This window comes from Mycobacterium sp. TH-M116 (assembly GCF_057473685.1).
Genome location: NZ_JBYCLC010000016.1, coordinates 1 through 3,279 on the forward strand (window position 1 = coordinate 1; position 3,279 = coordinate 3,279).

At 67.0% G+C, this 3,279-nt stretch carries 3 protein-coding genes and 2 pseudogenes; 2 read left to right on the forward strand and 3 right to left on the reverse strand.

Annotation, left to right across the window (positions count from 1 at the left end):
• Both mazF3 and AC2VOK_RS00490 read right to left on the reverse strand, forming a co-directional pair.
• Positions 1–142 (reverse strand): annotated as a pseudogene (mazF3, locus tag AC2VOK_RS00485) (type II toxin-antitoxin system toxin endoribonuclease MazF3); the annotation flags it as partial.
• A 249-nt stretch (positions 143–391) separates the two neighbouring features.
• Positions 392–1,435 carry a class I SAM-dependent methyltransferase gene (locus tag AC2VOK_RS00490; protein WP_428898723.1) on the reverse strand — a complete coding sequence of 348 codons (1,044 nt, stop codon included), beginning with the start codon at positions 1,433–1,435 and terminating at the stop codon, positions 392–394.
• 185 nt (positions 1,436–1,620) lie between these two features.
• On the opposite strand from AC2VOK_RS00490, the pseudogene AC2VOK_RS00495 reads away from it, so the two are divergent.
• Together AC2VOK_RS00495 and AC2VOK_RS00500 are read left to right on the forward strand one after the other, a co-directional pair.
• Positions 1,621–1,860, forward strand: a pseudogene (locus AC2VOK_RS00495) (MOSC N-terminal beta barrel domain-containing protein); the annotation flags it as partial.
• A gap of 398 nt (positions 1,861–2,258) precedes the next feature.
• Positions 2,259–2,591, forward strand: coding sequence for a DUF732 domain-containing protein (locus tag AC2VOK_RS00500; RefSeq protein WP_428898724.1), 333 nt, complete (start codon positions 2,259–2,261; stop codon positions 2,589–2,591).
• A gap of 236 nt (positions 2,592–2,827) precedes the next feature.
• Here the strand turns inward: AC2VOK_RS00500 and AC2VOK_RS00505 are convergent.
• On the reverse strand, positions 2,828–3,279 hold a 452-nt coding region (locus AC2VOK_RS00505), incomplete at its 5' end, for a cation transporter dimerization domain-containing protein (protein WP_486944278.1).

Consider the following 3,279-nt stretch of genomic DNA (forward strand, 5'->3'; position numbering starts at 1 on the left):
CCGAGACTTCGGTGGCCAGCCCTCGGACTGTTGTGGTGATCGGAGCGACGGTGACGTTGGTGAGATGCGGACGCACGACCTCGCGGGTGAGAATCAGGACGGGTCTTGCCTTGTCAAGCTGGGCGATGTGGATGGGTCGCATCAGTCGATGTCGAGGATGGTACGAGCAGAGTGGCCGGCCAGCGCATCCAGTGTCGGCGTTGAGGTTCAGGCATGCGTGTCGGGGTGGCGCGGCAGGCGTGTGATGGCGGCCGGACCGCGCCGCAGGGCAGCGCCCGCCGGTCCGCATCGCGGGCTTCACTGCAGGGGTCCCGGTTCCCCGCGCACAGCACCCCGCCGGAAGGGCCCTCCACCCGGCGACCTGACCGCCTCGTCCTGGGGCGTTGCGGCGCTAATCCGTCTTCCGGTACACCAGCCAGCGCAGGTCGATCGGCGAGTCCGCCGGCTCGACGTCGAACACGTCCAGGCCGCGCGCCCACCCCTCGAACCACCCCGTGGGCGGCCAGGCAGCTACGGGCAGATGGGCTTTCTCGAAGTCGTAGGCGGGGTCATCGGACACGAGCTCCAAGGGCAGCCCGGCCGTCGCGTTCGCCACCTCGTCGCGGGTGAAGATCATCGTGTTGCACTGTTGGCCCATCTCCCGCGCCGCAGCGTCGGGTGTGTAGCCGGGACGGGCCAGGAAAGTGTTGAGCACCAGGCGCCCGCCGGGCGCGAGCAGACGGGCGGACAGGTCGAACACCTCTCGCAGCTGGGACGCCGTACGGAAGTCGGGCACCACCTCGGAGACGACGACCAGCTGATACTCCGAATCGACACTTTCCATGGCCGCGAAGACATCCTGCTGGATGACGCGCACGTCCAGCGATCCCTTGTCCGCCTCGATGCGGATGATGTCGGCGAACTTGGGCGTCATCTCGACCGCATCGACCGGGTGGCCCCGGCGCGCCAGAGCCAGGGAATTGCGCCCGGTTCCCGCGCCGAGGTCGAGCACCCGGCACCTCCCCGGGTCGGCAGCCTCGCCGGCCAGCGCCCACACGCGCGCATCGGGTTCGCTGCCGAACAGCGGAGCCGGGCGGGTCTCGACCCAGCGGTCGTAGTCGGCTTCAAGCGTCCACCATTCGGCCTTGACGCGGTAGTTCAGCGTCGTGCCGAAGGGGGTGTGGTACGTGATGACGACGTTCGACCGGGGCGAGGCCCGATAGCCCCTTGCCAGCTCGGTTTCCAGCACACTCCGAAGTTGCGCGGACTGTTCGGCTGTGTGCTGGACGCCCGCACCGGCGAATAGCTGCCCGCACATCCTGACGTACTCGTCGATGAGGGCGGGAACGGCGGGCAGCGTAAGCGTGCCTTCGGCGACGGTTCGACGATGCAACCGCCGGGCCACCGCGTCCCGCAGTGCGGGCGGATCGAACGATCGGGGGCTCGGCTCCTCCACGAGACTCTTCTACAGGACGCCCTTCGCGGTCACACACCGGGGCGTCGGGCGACACGCTGCGCGACGATCCGTTGAGTCTCGACCTGATCCATCACCACTTCACCACGAACTGACGCCGGGCGCGCCCGCCTACAGTTGTCCTCGTGGCCGATCCGACGACTACCGGGAATCGCGCAGCGGGGCGGATGCGGGTCGAGAGCCTGTGCCGCTACCCGGTCAAGTCGATGCTGGGCGAGACCGTGGACAGTTTGTGCGTCGACGCGCGGGGCGCCGAGAGGGACCGCCGGCTGGCGCTGCTCGATGAGACGACGGGGCATGTGGCCAGCGCCAAGCAGGCCCGTCTCTGGCGCGGGCTGCTGCAGTGCACGGCCCGCACCGAAGCCGGGGCAGTGAGAATCGCACTCCGGGAGCCGAGAACCGTTTCCGGACAGGCGGTTCCGACGCTTCGAGGCCTTGCGCGGGGGCATACCTGGAGGTCGTGGAGCCTGGCGTCATCGCCGTCGGCGACCCGGTGATCTGGCCCGTGGCCGGCGGCTGACACAGACACCCGCGAACACGAGAAATTCATCGATTCGTCTCCTGCTCGCCACCGTCCTTCGCCGACGACCGCAGGCCATTCCTCCACAGCCCGAACTAACGAGCCGAGCGACTCGGCAAATACCGCGACCACGATCCAGGACGATTTTGCCAGCTTAAATCGGCCGCAGATAGTGATGCGCCAAGTTACAGCAAAGTTACTTCTTCGTGGAATGGGTCACATTGACGCGACGCTCAGGAACCTGACTGTGTATCGTTTTGTTAACCTGGGAGGAGGTTTATGCCGATGACGATTGCACTCCGCCGGTTGACTGCACTCTGCGCGGTGCTTGTCGGCGCTGCGATCCTGCCGACTCCGGCGGCGGCACTGGCCGACGCCGCCAGCGGTCCCGACAACACGTTCCTGACGCAAATGCACAGTCTGGGCTTCACGTGGCCGGCGGGCGAGGATGCCCCCATAGTTGCCTTGGGGAAGCAGATCTGCGCCGATCGCAAAGACGGAAAAACGCCGGATTCCATCAGCCAGGACATTCATTCCGCTCTGGGCTCTAAAACCATCACGTTTGCCGACGTCACGGCGATGGTCAGTGCCGCAGAATCAAACTATTGCTCAGAGTAATTGTTTTGGTCGCATCGGAAATCGCGGGCGCGGCCACACGGTCAGGACGCTGGGGTCCTGAGGTCGCGCACCGCGCAGGTCCCTGTCGATGACCGCACGTGCCACCCGAAGTTCCGCGTCGCCCTGAGCGAGGCAACTGGCTGCGTACGCGACCTCGCCACCATCGTGGTTCTGTACGCCCCCGCCGCAGTCGCGCAGTCGGGCTTGATCACGTCGTTCACCACGCGTGTACCGGGTCAGGGGGCGGTGGGGGACCGGTGCGCGGGGCCGTGCGGTTCCTCGCAGTGCGGCGCCCGCACTGACTGATCGCGCTCTGCCTCGTCGCTGCCGGCATGGTCGAGCTGCAAAGTGGTGTGGTGGATGCCGTGTCGCTCGTCGAGCAGCCGCGCCAGGTCGGCGCGCACCAGGTGGCAGTCCATTCCGTCCTCGACCAGCACGTGCGCAGACAGGGCGGGGGAGCCCGAGGTGATCTCCCAGATGTGCAGATCGTGCACCTCGACCACCGCATCGCAGCCGGCCATGGCTCGCCCGACTGCGACAGGATCGAGATCTTTCGGCGCGGCCTCCATGAAGACCCGCACCGAGGCCGCAAGGAGACCGAATCCCGCGCGTGCCATCAACGCGACCACGATCAAGGTCGCGATGGCGTCCGCCCGCCAGAATTGCGTCATCAGCATGATCCCGCCGG

Excerpts from the sequence above, each read along its gene's own strand:
- AC2VOK_RS00500 (WP_428898724.1), top strand. The coding sequence starts at position 2,259 with ATGACGATTGCACTCCGCCGGTTGACTGCACTCTGCGCGGTGCTTGTC.